This is a genomic window from Geobacillus thermopakistaniensis (genome assembly GCF_000498995.1).
GTDB lineage: Bacteria > Bacillota > Bacilli > Bacillales > Anoxybacillaceae > Geobacillus > Geobacillus thermoleovorans.
Genome location: NZ_AYSF01000034.1, coordinates 161,449 through 180,511, shown reverse-complemented (window position 1 = coordinate 180,511; position 19,063 = coordinate 161,449). Strand labels below are relative to the sequence as shown.

The 19,063-nt window shown below is 55.0% G+C and carries 18 protein-coding genes and 2 pseudogenes; 2 read left to right on the top strand and 18 right to left on the bottom strand.

Going from position 1 to position 19,063, the window contains the following annotated elements; translation table 11 throughout:
* Positions 1-52: 52 nt before the first annotated feature.
* The 14 genes and pseudogenes from T260_RS132820 to hpaB all read right to left on the bottom strand — a co-directional run bounded on the left by T260_RS132820 (position 53) and on the right by hpaB (position 13,057).
* Entirely contained in the window at positions 53-778 is a 726-nt protein-coding gene (locus tag T260_RS132820; protein WP_011232492.1) for an ABC transporter ATP-binding protein, read from the bottom strand.
* Positions 778-1,548 (bottom strand): ABC transporter ATP-binding protein, encoded by a 771-nt coding sequence (locus T260_RS132825; RefSeq protein WP_011232493.1) that lies wholly within the window; start codon positions 1,546-1,548, stop codon positions 778-780. The genes T260_RS132820 and T260_RS132825 overlap by 1 nt, the downstream gene beginning before the upstream one ends.
* The gene (locus T260_RS132830) at positions 1,545-2,609 is read right to left on the bottom strand and encodes a branched-chain amino acid ABC transporter permease (protein WP_014196690.1); all 1,065 of its coding nucleotides are present in this window, start codon (positions 2,607-2,609) and stop codon (positions 1,545-1,547) included. Before T260_RS132830 ends, T260_RS132825 begins: the two co-directional genes overlap by 4 nt.
* A gap of 13 nt (positions 2,610-2,622) precedes the next feature.
* Positions 2,623-3,504 carry a branched-chain amino acid ABC transporter permease gene (locus T260_RS132835; RefSeq protein ID WP_023633698.1) on the bottom strand — a complete coding sequence of 294 codons (882 nt, stop codon included), beginning with the start codon at positions 3,502-3,504 and terminating at the stop codon, positions 2,623-2,625.
* A 61-nt stretch (positions 3,505-3,565) separates the two neighbouring features.
* Positions 3,566-4,735: an ABC transporter substrate-binding protein gene (locus T260_RS132840; RefSeq protein WP_011232496.1), complete on the bottom strand. Its 1,170-nt coding sequence runs from the start codon at positions 4,733-4,735 to the stop codon at positions 3,566-3,568.
* Between the two features lie 79 nt (positions 4,736-4,814).
* Entirely contained in the window at positions 4,815-5,462 is a 648-nt protein-coding gene (locus tag T260_RS132845; RefSeq protein ID WP_023633697.1) for a GntR family transcriptional regulator, read from the bottom strand.
* Between the two features lie 39 nt (positions 5,463-5,501).
* The gene (gene hpaE / locus T260_RS132850; RefSeq protein WP_011232498.1) at positions 5,502-7,013 is read right to left on the bottom strand and encodes a 5-carboxymethyl-2-hydroxymuconate semialdehyde dehydrogenase; all 1,512 of its coding nucleotides are present in this window, start codon (positions 7,011-7,013) and stop codon (positions 5,502-5,504) included.
* A gap of 15 nt (positions 7,014-7,028) precedes the next feature.
* A complete protein-coding gene (locus T260_RS132855; protein ID WP_023633696.1) occupies positions 7,029-7,415 on the bottom strand; it encodes a 5-carboxymethyl-2-hydroxymuconate Delta-isomerase in 387 nt (128 codons plus the stop codon).
* Between the two features lie 17 nt (positions 7,416-7,432).
* The gene (locus T260_RS132860; protein ID WP_011232500.1) at positions 7,433-8,173 is read right to left on the bottom strand and encodes a fumarylacetoacetate hydrolase family protein; all 741 of its coding nucleotides are present in this window, start codon (positions 8,171-8,173) and stop codon (positions 7,433-7,435) included.
* Positions 8,170-8,949 (bottom strand): fumarylacetoacetate hydrolase family protein, encoded by a 780-nt coding sequence (locus T260_RS132865; protein WP_025039297.1) that lies wholly within the window; start codon positions 8,947-8,949, stop codon positions 8,170-8,172. Before T260_RS132865 ends, T260_RS132860 begins: the two co-directional genes overlap by 4 nt.
* Positions 8,950-9,306: 357 nt before the next feature.
* Positions 9,307-10,248 (bottom strand): 2,4-dihydroxyhept-2-ene-1,7-dioic acid aldolase, encoded by a 942-nt coding sequence (gene hpaI / locus T260_RS132870; protein WP_020278416.1) that lies wholly within the window; start codon positions 10,246-10,248, stop codon positions 9,307-9,309.
* A 131-nt stretch (positions 10,249-10,379) separates the two neighbouring features.
* A pseudogene (locus T260_RS1000000140755) lies at positions 10,380-10,736 on the bottom strand (VOC family protein); the annotation flags it as partial.
* 41 nt (positions 10,737-10,777) lie between these two features.
* A pseudogene (gene hpaD, locus T260_RS0119920) lies at positions 10,778-11,536 on the bottom strand (3,4-dihydroxyphenylacetate 2,3-dioxygenase); the annotation flags it as partial.
* Positions 11,537-11,578: 42 nt separating this feature from the next.
* Positions 11,579-13,057 (bottom strand): 4-hydroxyphenylacetate 3-monooxygenase, oxygenase component, encoded by a 1,479-nt coding sequence (hpaB, locus tag T260_RS132875; RefSeq protein WP_021321751.1) that lies wholly within the window; start codon positions 13,055-13,057, stop codon positions 11,579-11,581.
* A gap of 156 nt (positions 13,058-13,213) precedes the next feature.
* Here hpaB and T260_RS132880 point away from each other — a divergent pair, with 156 nt between their 5' ends.
* Complete coding sequence (locus tag T260_RS132880; protein ID WP_011232505.1) at positions 13,214-14,128, top strand: LysR family transcriptional regulator; 915 nt, start codon at positions 13,214-13,216, stop codon at positions 14,126-14,128.
* Between the two features lie 126 nt (positions 14,129-14,254).
* Here the strand turns inward: T260_RS132880 and T260_RS132885 are convergent, their stop codons facing one another.
* The 4 genes from T260_RS132885 to T260_RS132900 all read right to left on the bottom strand — a co-directional run bounded on the left by T260_RS132885 (position 14,255) and on the right by T260_RS132900 (position 18,227).
* Positions 14,255-15,154, bottom strand: coding sequence for a manganese catalase family protein (locus tag T260_RS132885; RefSeq protein WP_023633694.1), 900 nt, complete (start codon positions 15,152-15,154; stop codon positions 14,255-14,257).
* A gap of 20 nt (positions 15,155-15,174) precedes the next feature.
* Positions 15,175-15,411: a YuzF family protein gene (locus tag T260_RS132890; RefSeq protein WP_013144273.1), complete on the bottom strand. Its 237-nt coding sequence runs from the start codon at positions 15,409-15,411 to the stop codon at positions 15,175-15,177.
* Positions 15,412-15,555: 144 nt separating this feature from the next.
* Positions 15,556-16,926, bottom strand: a complete 1,371-nt coding sequence (locus T260_RS132895) for a PepSY-associated TM helix domain-containing protein (RefSeq protein ID WP_023633693.1) — start codon at positions 16,924-16,926, stop codon at positions 15,556-15,558.
* 125 nt (positions 16,927-17,051) lie between these two features.
* Entirely contained in the window at positions 17,052-18,227 is a 1,176-nt protein-coding gene (locus T260_RS132900) for a helix-turn-helix domain-containing protein (protein WP_023633692.1), read from the bottom strand.
* A gap of 227 nt (positions 18,228-18,454) precedes the next feature.
* Here T260_RS132900 and T260_RS132905 point away from each other — a divergent pair, with 227 nt between their 5' ends.
* Positions 18,455-19,045, top strand: coding sequence for a DUF6230 family protein (locus tag T260_RS132905; protein ID WP_011232510.1), 591 nt, complete (start codon positions 18,455-18,457; stop codon positions 19,043-19,045).
* Positions 19,046-19,063: the final 18 nt, after the last annotated feature.

Genomic DNA, 19,063 nt, shown 5'->3' with positions numbered 1-19,063 from the left:
TACCCCCATCATAGCAGAAATAGAGGAAAGAAACAACGACGATATACGGCTGTCATCGGCGGCCCGCCGCTCCAAGGTACGCCTCTGCCACCCGCTCATCGGCAAGCAGCTCGGCGGCCTTCCCGTGCACCACGATGCTTCCCCGTTCCAACACATACGCCTCATCCGCTGTCTGCAGGGCGGCACGCACGTTTTGCTCGACAAGAATCATGGCCGTCTGAAATTGATCGCAGAGCTGTGTCAGCATCCCCATCACTTCCTTGACCACAAGCGGCGCCAGCCCTAACGATGGTTCGTCAAGCAAGAGCAGCTTCGGTCTCGCCATCAGCCCGCGGGCGATCGCCAGCATTTGCTGTTCGCCGCCGCTTAATAGTCCTCCCGGACGGTCGAGCATCGTTTGCAGTTTCGGGAACAGTTCAAGCACCCGCTCATAGTCGCGCTTCACTTCCTGTCCGTCGCGGCGGTGGCGGCGGTACGCCCCCAGCAGCAAGTTATCCCTCACGGACAGGCTGTCAAAAATTTGCCGCCTCTCCGGCACAAGGCAAATGCCTTTTTCAACAATTTGCTCCACCTTTCCGTATGGAAGCGGTTTATGTTCAAAAAGAATCTCCCCTTCGGTTGGAGCGTAGACGCCGGCAATCGTGCCGAGCAGCGTGCTTTTGCCCGCCCCGTTGGCGCCGACAACAGTGACGATTTTTCCTTCGTCCACTTGCAAACTGACCCCTTTTAACACGTGCAAATGGCCGTGGTAGACATGAACGTTGCGAAGCACGAGCATCAGACCGCCTCCTCTCCCAAATACGCCTTGATGACATCAGGATGCCGCGCAATCTCTTCCGGCGCCCCTTCGGCGATTTTTTTCCCATAATCGAGGACGACGATCCGGTCGGCGATCGCCATCACCGTTTCCATATCATGTTCCACGAACAAAAAGGTAAAGCCTTGTTCCCTCATCGCCAGCAACACATCAACGAGCTGCTTTGATTCTTGCGGGTTCAGCCCGGCCATCGGCTCGTCAAGCAAAATGAGCGAAGGACGAGACACAGCCGCCCGAGCGATTTCCACGAGCCGCTGCATCCCATATGGCAGCGTGCCTGCCCGCTTGCAGGCGAGATGGGCCAAACCGACCTGCTCGAGGCAGGAAAACGCCTGTTTCTGCGCTTGCCTTTCTTCTTTCACCGTACGCGGCAGCCGAAAGCCGGCGCTGAGGATTCCGCTCTTCAACCGTGAATGAAATCCGACCATCACATTTTCCAACACCGTCATATCAGAAAACAGCTGCAAGTTTTGAAACGTCCTTGTCATTCCCAGCATCGCCAACTCGTGCGGTTGTTTGCCGCTGACCATGGCTCCTTGAAAACGAACGAGACCACTCGTCGGCGGAATAATGCCGCTGATCATATTGAACAAGGTCGTTTTGCCTGCCCCGTTCGGCCCGATCACCGCGACGATTTCTTCTTTTTTCACGTGAAAGGACACGTTCTGCACCGCCTGAACGCCGCCAAATGACTTGGACAATTGCTCCACTTCGAGCAACACTGCGCTCATCCCCGCTCCCCTCCGATCGAACGCGCCTTATGCCCCTCAACTGCGGCTATCTGCTTCTCTTGACGTCCGCCCATTTCCAAAAAGCGCCGCATCCTCTTTTGCATCACACCCGTCAACCCGTTCGGCATATAAATCAACATGACCACCAACAACAAGCCAAAAAAGACAATTTCAAACTCTCCGCCGGCATTCGGAAGCAACAGCGGGACAACGGCTTTGAGCCATTCTCCTAAGCAGACATAGACGGCAGCGCCGATGAGTCCTCCCCATACGCTGGCTGTCCCGCCAATGACCACCATGATTAAAAAGTAAATCGAAGGGACGATGCCGAATAAATCCGGATTGATAAACGTGACGTAATGGGCGTATAAGCTCCCGGCAATCGAAGCGTAGACCGCGCTGAGCATAAAGATTTGCAGCTTGTATTTCATAATGTTCACCCCAAGGGAGCTTGCTGCCACCTCGCTTCCATGAATCGCCCGCAGCGCCCTTCCGACCCGGGAGCGGACAATATTATGGGCAAACCATAACCCGGCCAGAACAAACAACGAAACGAGGTAGTAAAACTGGAGATCGCTTTGCAACGGAACCCCGGCTATACGGATCGGCGGAATGCCAAAAAAACCATTCAGCCCTCCCGTGATCTCTTTCCATTCCTTGAAAAATGTAAACATAATGACGCCAAAGCCTAACGTCGCCAACGCCAAATAATGCTCACGCAGCCGAAAAACTGGAATGCCGACCACAAGCGCCACCAATGCAGCCAAAACCGCGCCGGCAGCCAGCGCCAGCCAAGACGGCCATCCCGCATGCGCGGTCAAATAGGCGGACGCATAAGCCCCGATGCCGTAAAAGGCAGCCTGGCCGAGCGAAATTTGGCCCGCATACCCCATCAACAGCGTCATCCCTGTGCTTACGAGCGCGTACAGCCCGATGAGAATCAGAGTGCTTAGCACGTAGTTATTGCCGAAGACGAGCCAAGGGAGGCCGAGCCAGACGGCTGCGCCAACAAGCAAGAGCCATCGTTTCCGTCCATCCGTCATTCGTTGACCGTGCTCCATCCATCCGCCCCCCTTACACTCGTTTTCCTGTCATCTTGGCAAACAGCCCGTTTGGCATGAAAAACAGAACAAGCAATAGCAGCCCGAAGCTGATCGCTTCTTTGTACCCCGAGGACAAGTATCCTTCCGCAAATGATTCAAGCAGCCCGACGAGAAACGCACCGGCGATCGCCGCCGGGGCGTTCGTCAATCCCCCGACAACAGCGGCGATGAACGCCTTCAGCCCGATCATCATTCCCATATCATAAGACGCGCCCGAAATCGGGGCGATGACGATTCCCGCCAGCGCTCCAAGACCGGCGCTGACGGCAATCGCGCCAAGCGACATTTTGCGGATGTCAATCCCCATCAACCGAGCGGCAAACGGATTGATGACGCAGGCCGCCACCGCCTTGCCGATGTATGTTCGGTGAAAAAACAGATGCAAGGCGGCAAAACTTGCGAGCGAAATGACGATCGCCCAGACGCTTTGCCATTGGATGACCGCTCCAAACACCTCAAGCGCCCCATGGCCCGTAAAGGGGCGCAGCGCGTACGGATCCGTCCCCCAAACAAGCAAGGCGATCCCGCGGAATACAAACGACGCCCCGATCGTAATGATAATGAGCACCCCGACAGGCGAACGGCGCGCCGGCTGAATCGCCAGCCGCTCAAACAGCCCACCGACGACCATCACCGCAAGCATGCTCAAACCGATGGCCGCGGCAAACGGCACTCCGTTATTGACCAACGTAATGCAAAACAACGCCCCCAACATAGCGAAATCGCCTTGAGCCAAATTTAAAATGCCGGTCACGCTGTACGTAATGACAAACCCGAGCGCCACCAACGCGTAAATGCTGCCGACCGTCAGCCCGGAAAACAACAGCTGCACAAACTGGCTCCACGCTTCCATGCCCCGTCCCTCCTTCAACGGTTAGGTGGAACAAAAGGGAATTAGCGACCTCATTCCCTGTTTACTGCTCGGCAAGGACAAACTTGCCGTCTTGAATTTGCACCATCACCAAACTGTCGGCGTCAAGCCCTGTATGGTCGTCTTTCGACATATGGAAGACGCCCGAAATGCCGATAAATTTTCTTGTATTCTCCAGAGCCGACCGTATTTTCTCTTGATCCGCGCCGCCCTCCTTGATCGCATTGACCAACAAATGGAACGCATCCCACGCATGTCCACCAAACGTTGTCGGGGCATAGCCGTACGCTTTCTCAAACTGTTCTTTGTATTTTAGCAGCGTTTCTTTTTGCGGGTCGCTGTCCGGAAGCTGATCGGCCACTAAAATGCGCCCGGCAGGGAACCATACGCCGTTGGCCGCCTCCCCGGCCAAGTCAATAAAGCTTTTCGTGCCGATGCCATGGCTTTCCACAATCGGCGCCTCAATGCCCAACTGGCGGATGTTTTTCGTGACGACCGCCGATTCCTGCGCTGTTCCCCATACGATAATGGCTTGCGGATTCGCTTTTTTCACCTTTGTCAACATCGCTTTCGCATCATCGACCGTCGCCTCAAACTCCTCTTCGATGACGGCTTTCACCCCATATTCCGGGGCATAATGCACAAACTCTTCATGCCCGCTCGTTCCGTATGCATTGGCGACGTTCAGCCAGGCGACGTTCGTCCATCCTTTCTCTTTTAAAAAACCAAGCAGCTTCTGGATGACGATATTGTCCCCTTGAGCGGTTTTAAATGTCCAATGACGCGAGGATCCATCGCTTGGATTGACGATTTGTTTGCTTGCGGCGAGGGAAATGTACGGAATGCCTGCTTTTTCAATGAGTGGAATCATGGCTAAGGAGTTGCCGCTGATCGTGCCGCCAATAATGGCAGTGACTTTGTCTTGTTCGATGAGTTTTTTCGTGGATAATACGGCCTCATTTTGGTTGGACTTGTCATCATAGGCAATCAGCTTGATTTTCTTTCCATCAATGCCGCCTTGCTTGTTCCATTGCTCAACGAGCATTTTGACCGTCTCCATCTCCGGTTTGCCAAGCGGGGCCGCCCCGCCGGAAGCCGAAAAAATGGCGCCAATTTTGATTTCATCCTCTCCTCCCGATGTCGCCGTCTTCCCACAGGCGGCAAGGAAAATGAGCAACAATGCCGCCATCAATAGAGACATTCCTTTTTTCATCTTTTTTTGCCCCCCTTTTATATTGACAACGCTTTCAAATCATCGTTCTCCCGCCAGGCCTCCACCCGGCGGAAGAAGATCAGCGCCGCCGCTTAAACGCTTCGGCGGTGTTGATTTTGTGTTGACGAACGTATTGTTCGATTTCATGCGGCGGCGCCTGTTCACGCAACAGACGGATGATCTCTCTATGTTCTTCGATCGATGCTTTCGCCCGCTGCGGCACAAAGGTGAAGCCGTAGGCGCGGATGCGCTTCATCCGCTGCCAAATTTGCTTGATTTGCTCTTCGAGGTAGGCGTTGCCGCAATGGGCGTAAATCAAGGAATGAAATTCATAGTTCAGCTCGCTGAACCGTTCCAGCTCCAGCTCTTCAAGCGCCCGCTCCATCCATTCGTTCAACCGCTCAAGCTCGTTGATCGCCTCCTTCGTCAAATTGGCGGAGCCAAGCGCGGTCGCATAGCCTTCCAGCACAGCCAACACCGACAGCGTCTCGATATATTCTTTCTCGTTGATGTTGCTCACAACGGCGCCTGTATACGGCTTAAATTCGACAAGCCCTTCCGCCTCGAGCTGGCGGATCGCCTCGCGCACCGGGATGCTGCTGAGTCCAAGCTCGCGGGCGATTTGGTCGATGACGACGCGGTATCCCGGGCCATAGACGCCGTTTTCAATGCGGGAAAGAATATACTCGTAAGCCAATTGGGTTTTGTTTTTCGCTTTCGTTTCCATACATCTATCATATATCACATAATATATGTTGACCAGCTGTTATTTCTGTTCTGCAGACAAAGCGGAAGGCGGCTTCGCCTTGCCGAACGAAGGGATCGGCGGGTCGCCGACCGCGACGTGGACGACTTGCACTTCCGTATAGAAATCAAAGCTGTAATGCCCACCTTCGCGGCCGATGCCGCTGTATTTCGTCCCGCCAAACGGGATGCGCAAATCGCGGACGTTCGGCGAGTTGACCCACGCCATCCCGCTTTCGATCGCTTGGGCGACGCGGTGGCCGCGCTTCATATCGTTCGTCCAGACGTATGCCGCCAGCCCGTATTTCACATCGTTCGCCAGCCGTATCGCCTCTTCTTCATCCGCAAAGGACATGACCGCCATGACCGGTCCGAAAATCTCTTCCTGCGCCACCCTCATGCCGTTATGGCAACCAAGCAGCAACGTTGGCGGCACAAAATTGCCTTTTTCCAACCCTGTTGGAACGCTGGGGGCATAGACGTCCGCCCCTTCTTGCTTGGCGATGTCAATATAGCGGTTCACCCGCTCCCAGTGAGCACGGTGAATGAGCGGGCCAAGCTCGGTCGCTGGAGCCATGGGATCGCCGATGACGATGCGGTCGACGCGCTCTTTGAGCCGGGCGACAAATTCGTCGTAAATCGACTGCTCGAGCAGCAGCCGCGAGTTGGCCGTGCACCGTTCGCCATTGAGCGAAAACACGCCCCAAACCGCCGCATCGAGCGCCCGTTCGAGATCCGCATCGGCGAACACAATGAGCGGCGACTTGCCGCCGAGCTCCATCGATGTTTTTTTCAACGTTGCGGCGCTGTTGCGGATAATTTCCATGCCGGTCGTCGTCTCGCCGGTAAACGAGATGAGGCGCACATCCGGGTGGGCAACCAATGCGGCGCCCGCCGTTTCGCCAAACCCGTGCACGACGTTGAACACCCCGCGAGGCAGCCCGGCTTCATCGATGATTTCCGCCAGTTTATTCGCCGTCAACGGCGACCATTCGGCCGGCTTCAAGACGACGGTGTTGCCGGTCGCCAGCGCGGGAGCCACCTTCCACGTTTCCAGCATAAACGGCGTATTCCACGGCGTAATGAGCCCGGCGACGCCGACTGGTTTATAAACGGTATAGTTTAAAAACTGACCATTCACATGATACGCCTCGCCAACAAGGCGCGTCTTCACCATTTCCGCGTAAAAGCGGAAGTTTTCCGCCGCGCGGGCGGCTTGCTTTTTCGCCTGGCTGATCGGAATGCCGGTGTCAAGCGCCTCTAAATAGGCGATGTCGTCCGCATACTGCTCAATCAAGTCAGCAATGCGGAAAAGGTAACGAAGGCGCCGTTCGACCGGCATTGTCCGCCACGGCCCGTGATCAAACGCCTCCTTCGCCGCCCGGACCGCTGCGTCGATGTCTTCTTTCCGCCCCTCGGCTATCTGGTTGATCGTCCCGTTCGTAAACGGATTGATGTTGTCGAAATACGCACCGGCTGCCCCTTCCACAAACTGCCCATTGATATAATGAAGCACTTTTGGTTGCACTGCCATTCGTTTCCCCTCCCGCTATGTCCGATAACGCGCATGAATGTTGTTGTGTTTATACGTCCCCGCCTCGTTGAATTCATACAGCTCAAGCGACAGCGCCAAATAGCGTTTGGCGAACAGCGGGGCGAAATGGTCTTTCATCACGGCAAACAGCTCGTCGCCGACTTCTTTTTTCACCTGTTCCGGACGCCCGGCGCCGATTTTCAGCGTCCCGTGCACAAACGCATCGTCTTCGGCCCCATCAGCCACATAATACTCGTCAAGCCGAATGGCGCGCGAGCGGATGCCGCCGACGGGAAACCAATCGCTCCGCTTGATCAACACGCTGTGAATTTTTTTAAGCAAGCCGCGAATATCGGCCTCTTCGCCGATATTGGCCGTGTATTCCAAAATAAAGTGCGGCATCATTCCTCCTCCTTTGGCTAGACGATGTAATTGATCAGCCGGCCGATGCGTTCGATTTCGGCCACGACTTCATCGCCGGGCTGGACGTTCACCGCCCCTTTCGGCGTGCCGGTCAAAATCACGTCGCCAGGCGCGAGCGTCATGAATTCGGTGATGTACTCAAGCAAATACGGGATCGAAAAAATCATATCGCCCGTATATCCTTCCTGCACAACCGCCCCATTGACATACGTCCGCAAACGAAGCGCCATCGGATCGCCGACTTCCTCATGGCTGACGATCCACGGGCCTAGCGGCGTCGTCCGGTCGCGGTTTTTGACGCGGAAATTCGGCCGGTAGTAATTTTCCAAGTAGTCGCGAACAGCGTAATCGTTGGCAATCGTGTAACCGAAAATGTAATCGTACGCCCGTTCCGCTTTCACCCGGCTGGCCGGGCGGCCGATGACGACCGCGAGCTCGCATTCATAATGCATCATGTTGACCCCCTCCGGCCGAACAGTTCGGCCGCGATGGCCGATGAGCGTATTTTTCCCTTTGAAAAATAAAAGCGGCTCTTTCGGCGCAACAAAAGACAATTCGCCGGCATGCTCGGCATAATTCAATCCAAGCGCCACGATCACTCCCGGCTCCACCGGGGGAAGCCACATCACTTCAAGCTCCCCGACGATCGTTCCGTCCGGCAGGCGGAGGCGGCCATCGTCGAGCGGCTCGGCTTCGGTCACGATTCCGTTCCAGGCCACACGCGCCCGCCTCATCATTCATCGCCTCCTTGTTCCAGGGCGATTTCATTTTCCAACACACCGATCCTTTCGATTTCGATGCGCACCACATCTCCTGCTGTAACAAGCGGCGCATCGGCCGGCCAGCTGAAAAACAGCACATCGCCTGGGTAAAGGGTCATAAATTCGGTCACCTCAGCAAGCCATTGTTCGACTGGAAGGCGAAAGCGGCTCGGGTCTGCACGCTGGACGAGGCGCCCGTTGACGTATACGCGTGCGGTCAAGGATGACAGCGGCGACGCTTCCTCTTTCGGCACGATCCACGGGCCGACTGGGGCGAACCCGTCGCGCGCCTGCTCCTTCACCGCCGGGCGGTGCCGCTGCTCGTGTGGAATCGACAGATCATTCACGATCGTATAGCCGAATACAAAATCGAGCGCCTGCTCGCGCCGCACGCGCGCCGCCGTCCGCCCGATCACCAGCCCGAGCGCCGGAGCAGCCTGAAGATGCTTCACCCAACGAGGCAAAAGCACCGGACGCCGATGGGCGTTGATGGTGTTTGCCGGCTTCATATACAGCACCGGGCCTTCCGGCGGCTTTTCATACGGCGGGGCGTTCATCTCTTTTGACAGCGCCGCCCACTCCTTTCCATCATTCAGCGCCACCCCGTACATCGCCCCGCCAATAGGCGCGTCCCATTCCAATTCATCAATGCGGTGCGTCTGCCCGCCAAACGACACCGTCCCGCCGTGCGGATCCGCCTTTGCCTCAATCGTCCGCCTCATGCCGGCCAGACGCAAGCGCACATTCGCCATCATGTATCCTCCTCATCTGTATCGATGCCATTTGAAGCTTTACCATTTGCAGCTCTTACCGAGCATTTGATCGCGCTTTGGCGTGACGGAGGCAAGCCTGCGGCTTGCCTTCGACAGTCAAAAATGGATGAGCCACTTTTCCGTCAAGGATATGTTAAACGATTTCGTTGCATCTAATATGCCTGTTGCCAGGCGTGTTGATGAACCAATCAAAATCAGTTGAGAAAGCACTGTTCCCGGCTTTTCTGCCGCCGTCGGCAAGCGGTTCGCTTGCCGACGGAGCGTGCAGCTGCATGGCGCTCTGTTTTCGGGAAGCAACGAATCATCAACACTCGTGACCGGTTGCACGCGCTTGTTTTATGTCGCTTTTTGCATTTCTTCGTCCCGCGTCTCTTCGGCCAGCAAGCCGTATTTGACGAGCGTGCGGCGGATTTGCTGCTGATGTTCTTCGCTTGGCAAATCGAGCGGCAGCCGGAGCTTCGGGGTGATTTTCCCCATCATCCCGAGCGCCGCTTTCACCGGACCTGGATTCGTTTCAATGAACAGCACATCATTGAGCTCCATCAGTTCAAAATGAAGATCTTGCGCCCGCTTGATGTCGCCTTCAAACCAAGCGTCGTGCAGCTCGGCCACTTTATGCGGCACGACGTTCGCCGTCGCGCTGATCGATCCGGCGCCGCCGATCGCCAGCATCGGATAGCACAAAAGCTCGATGCCGGAAAAGAGAAGGAAATCGCGCCCGCAATGCCACAACACCCGGTTGACATGCTCGAAGTCTTTGTTCGACTCTTTCACGCCGATAATGTTCGGACAATCTTCGGCCAGCCGCGCCAACGTTTTGACTTCCAAATTGACCGCCGTCCGCCCCGGAATGTTGTAGACGATGATCGGAATGTCGACCGCCTCGGCCACCGCCTTAAAATGTTTATACAGCGCCTGCTGGGACGGACGGTTGTAATACGGGACGATGACCATCGCGGCATCGGCCCCAATCTCTTGCGCAAATTTGGTCAGCTCGATCGTTTCCGCATGGTTGGTCGAGCCCGTCCCCGGCACGAACGGCACCCGACCCTCCACCGCTTTTTTCGCCGTTTCCATCACCTGTTTTCGCTCTTCAAGCGTCAGCGAGCTCGGCTCTCCCGACGTTCCCGTGACGGAAATGCCGTGCGTGCCGCTTTCAATATGCCAATCGATGAGCGCGGCGAGCGCCGCAAAATCAACGTTTCCTTCCTCATCAAACGGCGTGACGACCGGCGCGATCGAGCCGCGCAGCCGTTCTTTCGCCTCGTGGTATGCCATCCCCTTGCCCCCTATTGGCTTTATTTTTCTGAATCTTATTTATATTGTACACACTATTATATATGAAATCAACGATAAAATCATATATAATCATGATCCCGAAAACCGAGCAGAAGGGCGGCGGTCTTTTTCTAAATCAGGAAGGTCGGTTTCCGCTTCGCCAATGTCGGTTCGTTCGGCTCGATCGGCTGGCCGCTGTGAACGTCAAGAACGACGGACGCCTCTTCAAACCAGCTGTCCGGCGCCGCATGCCCCCAGAACGTTTGACGGCGCGGATCGTCCAAATCCCAGCGGATCGGCGGAAAATCGGGGTCGCTCGTCAAATAATCGCCGTTATACAGCTCAATTCGGTGGCCATCCGGGTCGCGCAAATAGACAAAGAAGGCGTTCGACAATCCGTGGCGGCCCGGCCCGCGTTCAATGTTCGGCGCATATCCGGCCGCCGCCAGCACATCGCACGCATGGATCAGGCTGAGCGGGTCCGGCAGCNGTCTTTTCTAAAAAAACAGGGCCGAAAAATTCGGTGGCCATCCGGGTCGCGCAAATAGACAAAGAAGGCGTTCGACAATCCGTGGCGGCCCGGCCCGCGTTCAATGTTCGGCGCATATCCGGCCGCCGCCAGCACATCGCACGCATGGATCAGGCTGAGCGGGTCCGGCAGCCAAAACCCGATATGGTGAAGGCGCGGCCCTTTTCCGTTCATCAGCGCCAAATCGTGGACGTTTTGCTTCCGGTGCAGCCATGCAGCCCAAAGTTTCCCATCCTCTGTTTCCGTATACTCCGAGCAGGCAAAGCCCAAACCATGGACATAAAAGTCGTACGCGTTCTTTACATCTCTAACCGCGCAGTTGAAATGATCGATGCGCTGCACGCGGGCGCCGCGGTGCAAGTCATACCGCTGCAAAAGCCGCTCTGTTTTCTCCATCTGGGCAAAAAACTCAAGCGGCAGCCCGGACGGATCTTGAACGCGAAATGCCCGACCGACGGCGCGCTGGCTCCCGTCTTCCAGCCATTTCGGCTGCAGCGTTTGCGCCGCAAACCATTCATAAAGCGCTTCCAATTCCTGCTCGGAACCGACTTTGTAGCCAAGCGCCTCGACCGCGGGGCGGGGCGCCTTTTTCAATAGAAGGCTATGATGATGATATTCTTCAAGTCCACGCAAATACAAATGGCTCTCATCCGCTTCTGTCACGACAAACCCAAGCACCCGTTCGTAAAAATCGCGGGCGGCGGCCAAATCGGTCACATGCAGCACCGCGCGGGCGCAGCGAATAATGGAAAATGTCATCATCCTTCTCCCCTTTCGAAAAATCCAACTCAATTTGCACTGTCACCGCTGGCTGTCGGAAGGAATGAACACGCTTTTGGCGCCGCGCAGAAATTCGCGTACAAACTGTTTATACGGCTCTTTTTCGTAGCCGTCAAAATACGCCATCCCCATCCGAACGGGATCTCCGAAAAAGTAATATTCGTAATGCGTCTGTCGGGCTCCGAACGCGCTCATCGTGAGATCCCAGGCGAGACGGAACAGCTGGACGCGTTCATAGCCGTCCACCGTCGCCCCTTGCATCGCGCGGCGGACGATATCTCCAATTTCTTCATGATGGAAATCGGCTTCAGTCGGAATCGCCATCAACCCCGATGCTCCTAAAATGCGGATGATCTCCGAAAGCCGTGGATAAATGCGCGGATACCAGTTGCGCGCGGCATCGAGCGCGGCAAAATCCGGCGTCATCGTTCCCCAGCGGTCTCGCTTCGCATTGTGCTCAGCCCGGTACAGGTGGCTCTTCATCGTCTCGAGGACGAGCATGATTTCCGCCCCTTTATCTTTCACATGCTGGAATTCGCCGATGCCGATTGCTTCGATCAGACAAAGCGTGACACCGAGCAAAAACTCCGTTTTGACGATGTTTTTCGCCACCACTTGATGGGACATATGAATGACCGCGTTCGTCTCACGGAACGTCCGGTTGCAAATCGATGAATTGCCGCAAACAAACACGCGCTCCCACGGCACAAACACGTTTTCAAACGAAACGATGGCATCGCCCTCTTCAAAGCGGGACGCCAGCGGATGGTCCCACGCACTCCGCCCGTAGTCAAACGCCTCGCGGCAAATGAACTTGACGCCCGGCGTATTGTTCGGAATGGCAAAGGCGAGCGCGTACGGGTCTTCACCAGCTGTCGATTTTTTCACGGTTGATGGAAACACTAAAATTTCGTCCGTAATCCCGCCTTGCGTCGCCAACAGACGGATGCCGCTGACGATGATCCCGTCTTTTCGCCGTTCCACCAAATGGAGCGGCACATCGGCATCGTTTTGTTCATGAAGCGCCTTGGCGCGATTCATTTGCGGATGGATGAGCGTGTGCGTCAAGCTGATGTCGTTTTCACGCGCGTACTCATAGTAGTTTTTCGCGTTTTCGGCAAACATCGGATCATCTTCGGCAAATAGATCATTGGCGACGCCCATGGCCATGACTTCCGCGTTTAAATAATCGGGAGAACGGCCCATCATCCCCGCCGACATACGCGCCCATTCTTGCGTCGCCTCGCGGCGGGCGATGAGCTCGTCAATGGTTGTCGGCTGAATGAACGTCATGCCGACGAACTGCCCGGTTGTCGGCGACCGGTACAACATTTTCTCCGGCTTTTCATATTGCCGGTCGTAAAGCGCCGCCATCGAACGGACGACGTTGCGGAACGCCGGATGAACAGTGACATCCTCAACTTTTTCCCCGTGGATGTACACGCTGCTTTTCGCCCGCTTGAGCCGCTCCATATACTCCTGACCTGTTTTGGCCGGCATTTTCATTCCCCCCGTTTTCACGTATAATAGATAAGGAAGCGCTATCATTCAGAATGTTCAAAATTAATATAACATATGATTTCATATATGAAAAATACAAAAATGATCAACCATCCTATACGAAAAAGATATGGAAGCAAGAGAGGAGTCACGGCCATGATCGATGTGAAGCAGCTGAAATACTTCGTCACGATTGCCGAAGAGGGGCAAATCACCAAAGCGGCGCAAAAGCTTCATATCGCCCAGCCGCCGCTCAGCCAGCAGCTGAAGCAGCTCGAAGAAGAGCTCGGCGTTCCTTTATTTGACCGGAAGGCAAAAAAAATGGAGCTCACCGCACCGGGCAAAGCGTTTTACGAAAAGGCGAAACGGCTGCTCGCCCAGCTGGATGACGCCGTAGCGGAAGTAAAAGAAATCGAAGAGGGAACGGCGGGAACGCTGTCGATCGGCTGCGTCAAATCGTGCTTTTACTATTTGGCCCAAGCCATCCGTCACTTCCATGAACAAGCCCCGAACGTGACCTTTCATCTCCGTGAAGGAGATACATTTTCCATTTGCCAGCTGCTTTACGAGCGGCACATTGACATCGGCATCGTCCGCCTGCCGATCGACTCGGCTGATTACGACGTCATCCGTCTGCCCGGCGAACGTTATGTCGGCGTGCTGCCGGCGCAATGGAAAACCGGCCAAACCGCGTTATGCATGCGCGATTTTGCTGATTGGCCGCTTCTCCTTCTCCACCGGGTGCACGGCGCCGGACAGTACGAGCGGGTCATCGAGGAATGCCGCCGCCATGGTTTTGAACCGAACGTTCTATGCGAATGCCCGGACGCGACCATATTGCTCTCCCTTGTCGCCCAAGGCCTCGGGGCCACCATTGTGCCGCAATCCACTGTAGCCTTGTTTCGCCTCCCCGGCATCAAGGTGCTTGAGATCATCGACTCTTCCATGACAGCGGAAGCCGCCGCCATCCTCGACCGACAACGGTATTTGCCGAAAAGCGCCCGAACATTCCTCGACGTGCTCCAAACCGCTGCGGCCCGCGCCGCCGGCGGACAACATGAAGAAAGATAGCGATTCCTCCAATCGTGGACGCTCAAGTGAAGGGAAAAAACAACATTGGCGTCATCTCTTCGTTGCGCCGCCCTTTTTGTTCAACGACCGGCTTTCCAAAAAAATCAGGCGCCGTTGGGCGCCTCATCACAACCCTGCCGACCGCTGCAGCCGCTTGGCGATTTCGAAAAAATCTTCAGCCGAAATCCCGGGGGCGAATTCTTCCGGCACTTCGTCCAAATCGGGGATCGCCCCCCCTTGGGGCGCTCCTTCGACCACCTCGAGCGGCTGTCCATCGCTTGGATGGGTTCCTTGCCAAATGCGGACGATTTCTTTGTAATAGCGATCGCTGAACGTATAAAGCCGGCGGTGGACGCCTTGATCCTCATACTTTCTCGCCTCGTCGAACACACGGTTATCCAACTTCGGGATCGGCAGCAGTTTCGTCACATCGACCCCCGTAGCCACTTCGATCGCTTTGGCGTACGCCAAAATATGAACGCCCCCGCGCACAAGCAAGTAGCCGATCATCTCGCGGGCGGTAGGATGGTCCGTCATTTCATAGACGCGCATTTTATGCGTGCGCGCTCCGCATTCAAGGAAAAAGTTGTGAAGCAAATCCAAAATCAAGTTGCCGCTGTTGAACACGTACTCCCCCGTCCACGCCTTCCCCATCGAATCGCCGGGAAACGCCGTCTGCGCCGTCGCGATAAAATGATACGTATTGCGCTTGTCTTTCGCATCCTTCATCGGCGCTGCATCCGGATCACCCGGATGGGTGGAGCCGGTCAAGCAAAGGTTGATCGCATTGGACACGAGCTCCACATGGCCAAACTCTTCGGCGGTGATGCTCGCCACCAACTCGTAAAACGGGCGCAGCTTCTTTTTTTGCCGAAAATTGAATGACTGAAACAAATAATTGTTTAACGTCGACATTTCTCCGAAACGGCCGCCAAGCAGCTCCTGGACAGCGGCAGCCGCATTGGGGTCCGCGTACTTGGGCTTCGGCAATTCGATCGCCAGCCGGTCGATCCGCTGAAATACCACGACTCTTTTCCTCCTCTCCATTAATTGCTGAGGCGAACAGACACCACTTGCGCCAAGCGGATGTAATAAACCGCCTGATGCGCCGAGATGACGATATGGTCCGGCTTCACATCCCTCACAGTTCCTTGGATCGAACCGCGGACTGTTTCCACCACCACTTCTTTGCCGTTCAAAGCTTGGAAAGCGTGGTACACATACGGGTCAACCAGGGCAATGAGCTGCGGTGACGAAGCATGGGACGCGTAGGGCTGGTTCATTCTCATTTCCTCCCTTTTGATGCGCTGAAGAAGATTCCCTTTTTATCCATATGCCGCCCCATGCAGAACATGACAAAAAAACCCAACGTCGAGAAAAGAAAGCGGCCTGATGCTCAAGGACATTCAAGCCGCTTCCAAAGATGTTTACGCCGCTAGAAAGCGGCGAATGCTCGGAATCTTTTGCACAACAAAACGATCAAACAGCCAAATTGCGGCGAGCGACAAAGCAAATAACGGCATCACAATTCCTGCAGCGATCATGCCGCCCCACACCGTTTTCGCCGCTTGAGGGTCTTTCACCCGCGCCGGAGCGCCGAAACCGTCTTTCGGCTTGCGCTTGCGCCACATGACAAAGCCGCTGACGCACAAAAACACAAGCCCGAGGCAAAAAACGAGATTGACGAGCTGATTGGCCAGCCCAAACAACCGCCCTTCATGGAACGCGATGCCAATCGTAATCGCTTTGGCCAATGCGCCGTAGTCGGAAAAGCGGACATCGCTCAGCACCCGTCCCGAATATTGGTCAATATGCAAGGTGGCGTTATCCCACGGCTTCGTCTTCGATGTCGCAACGGTAAACACCCCTTTCGGCCCTTGCGGCAGCGAAATCGTGAACGGCTTTTTCACCTTTTTCGCCTCGGCGATCGCATACACGTCATCGAGCGACAACGAAGTCGTGTTGTGTGTATGAACAGAAGGCACCGGCAGTTGCTCGGCCGCCCATGGCACGTCTTGCGCCACGTCTTTGGTGACCACTTTCGATTCCGGCTTCGGTCCGAAGCTGAACGCAAACGGCGGATACCCGGTGTTTGTCGCCGTCGCCACGCGGTTGATCGCTTCCCCCATGACCCCTGTCCACGGCATCCCCGTCACAATGAGCAGCAAAATGCCGATGCTCAACCATATGCCTGTCACTGCATGCCAATCGCGCCAAGCCAACCGTTTTTTCGCCCGCCAGCGCGGCCAAAACGTCCCGAGAACAGAGAATGATTGCCGCGGCCACCAAAGATAGAGGCCCGTGGCCAACAAAATAAAGCCCCAACAAGCCGCCAGCTCTACAAAACGGTTGGCCGCCGTTCCGCCAATCAATAGCTCGCTGTGGATTTTTTTCGCGATTTCCGTCCAATTCTCATCCGCGCGCAGCGCCCCCTGCACTTTGCCGGTATACGGATTGACAAAAGCAAACACCATTTCCCCTTTGTCCATCATCCCGATTTTCACGGTCCGATTCGCTTCTTTCTCAAGCGTCACAGAGACAACGGAATCATGCGGATATTTCTCCTTGACCCGTTCCGTCAGCTCAACGAGAGACAGCCTTTTTTCCCCTACCTTGTCCACCTCGTACAAATGGCCGTACAGAGCCGATTCGATCTGCGGCTTAAACAAATAGACGGCCCCGCTCAACGCCAAAATGATCAGAAACGGCGCAAAGATGATCCCGGCATAGAAATGCCACCTCCAGACCGCCGCATACATCGGCCGCTGTTTGTCCGCCGCCTTCACCGTTTGTTCCACAGTTTTCCCCCCTGCCATGTTTTCATGTTTTTCAGTAGGCAGTATAGAACAAAACTGTGTCCAAACGGTGAGCAATCGGCGAAAATGGTGTGAAATGAAACGGCCGGACAGACCGGTCCGCCTCATCATCCGATCAACCCAAGACGCAGCGCTTTTGCCACCGCTTCCGTCCGATTTTTCGCGTTGAGTTTCCTTAAGGCGCTGGAAATGTAGTCGCGCACCGTAAATTCGCTCAAATAAAGCTGACAGGCCGCTTCCAATGTCGAGGCTCCGTCGGCGAGCAGCTTCAAAATCTCGATTTCTCTTGGCGACAAGGATTCCGCCATCCCTTCCCATTCTTTTTTTGGCGCCTTGATCCATTTCAACAGCAACTCCCCCGCGCTTTGGCCAAATTTCATCAGCGCGGGAAACAGGCGGCGGTCGACCTCAAAGAAACGGCCTGACCCACGATCGAGAACGACGCCTCCAATCATCCGCCCTTCCGTCGGCACATACACCGGAACGATCACCAGTGAGGCCAAACCGAACAAATCCACATACAGGCGCGGAAACTGTTCGCTCGCCCTCGGCACATAAATCGGACGAAAATGGCGAAATTCATGCACTTCCGCTTTCAATTTCCCCACGCTTTCTTTCAACATCGGAATGCTGTCCAATTCCACGCGCAAGCGCTGAATTTGCCCATTGTCCACGCCATGCCCGTGCAGACCGATGGCTGTGCTCTCCTGATTGACAAATTGAAACAGAGCGCAGCGGCTGAAAGGAAGAAAATAGGAAAAACCAAAACAAATATGCGCCGCCGATTCCTCAAACGTCTGCGCCCGCAAAATCCATTCGTTGAACAAAATGACGGCATCTTTCCACAAGGATTCTTTTTTCCACGAGGAATCGCCGCCGATTTTGAATGATTGCTCATTCACTTCATACAACAACCATTCATTCCATTTGAAAAACAAATACCGCACGGCTGGGTGCAGCGCAGCAGCCGCTGACGCATGCGCCTTCAACACTTGATGAACCGTATTTTCCATTAAATTCAGGGAAAATATGATCATCTCCGGATGAAACGCCGCAATGCGTTCGAGATGCCCATTCGCTGGATGTTCGCCCCCGTACGGGAGCAATCTTGCCTGAACGAATGCGCACAGCGTGGAAAACACCTCTTGAACCCGCGCATTCCGCTTGCCAAGCGCTTCGCCGATCCGCTTCCATTCCCGGTTCAATTCCGCCGCATACCTGTGCAAGATGTCGGCCGCTTCATGAAGCAAACGAAGCAAATGATCATTTAATTCCTTCGACATCCCCATCCTCCCCCCGCATCCCCGCTAGTGATCGACTACTTTGATCATCTACTTTCTTAATTCGATCGGTCAATTCCTTCTTTTGCCCGTCACGGTTGTCCAAGAGCACTTAAAAAATCCGACAAACATAGGGATGTGATGGAATGTATAATTGTCATAAAATTTAAACAGATTCACTAAAGCGCTTACAGCGCTGATCATTCAAAAAAAGGGGGAGGAGAAACGCCATGGAAATGGCAACAAAACCGGTCATCATTGGGGGGCGCACGGCGAAAAAGCCGCTGATCGCCGCACTGTTGGGAGGGTTCCTGCTTCTCGGAGCCTTGCTGTCGATCTTCGGGCTGACAGGCGTCGCCTATGCCGTACCAATCAGCGGGGTCGGCGAATTTACCGTTCAATTTGACAAACTGAATGGCAGCGGGTTTAAAATGTACGGCGGCGTGGCGGAAGCAGGCAATGCGCCGCAGACGCCGGTCTTCGTCAATGAAATGGATAAAGCGACGATTCAAGGTCTTCGGATTTCGAAAGACTTCCCGGCCTTGGGCATTCGCGTCGTCATTGTCGCGAGCGAGCCTGTCTCCATTGACGGCCTCGTGCAAAAAGCGACGCAAATCAACGGCAACATCTCCTTCGGCAGCTTGACGATGAAAGAAAGCTATGTCGGCGATACCAGCAACCCAGTCGAGAAAGCGGCCAAAGAATTCACACAAGGAGCCGACAGCATTACGATCGAAAACGGTGATATCAAAACCGTCTACTTATTCCAGCAAAAAGTGTCGCTGCCGGGCATGAAAGTGTACTTTGAAAAACTCAACTAATTTCAGTAAGGATGAGAA